Raw genomic sequence first — 442 nt, forward strand, 5'->3', positions numbered from 1 at the left:
AAACCAAGCGCAGAGTGCAAAGGCAAAAGGGTGTTTGACTGCGAGACCCACAAGTCGAGCAGGGACGAAAGTCGGGCTTAGTGATCCGGCGGTGCTGAATGGAAAGGCCGTCGCTCAACGGATAAAAGCTACCCTGGGGATAACAGGCTGATCTCCCCCAAGAGTCCACATCGACGGGGAGGTTTGGCACCTCGATGTCGGCTCATCGCATCCTGGAGCTGAAGTCGGTTCCAAGGGTTGGGCTGTTCGCCCATTAAAGCGGTACGCGAGCTGGGTTCAGAACGTCGTGAGACAGTTCGGTCCCTATCCGGCGCGGGCGTAGGATATCTGAGAGGAGCTGTCCTTAGTACGAGAGGACCGGGATGGACAGACCGCTGGTGCATCTGTTGGCATACCAATGCCATGGCAGAGTAGCCAAGTCTGGACGGGATAAACGCTGAAG

The 442-nt window shown here is 57.0% G+C and carries 1 rRNA gene (cut by a window edge); it reads left to right on the forward strand.

Annotated features, from left to right (window positions below):
* Positions 1-442 (forward strand): 23S ribosomal RNA (locus tag DWX59_RS28350); its annotated part reaches 1,755 nt to the left of the window's first position; the annotation flags it as partial.

It is taken from the genome of Enterocloster aldenensis, from assembly GCF_003434055.1.
In the GTDB taxonomy this organism is placed as follows: Bacteria; Bacillota; Clostridia; order Lachnospirales; family Lachnospiraceae; genus Enterocloster; species Enterocloster aldenensis.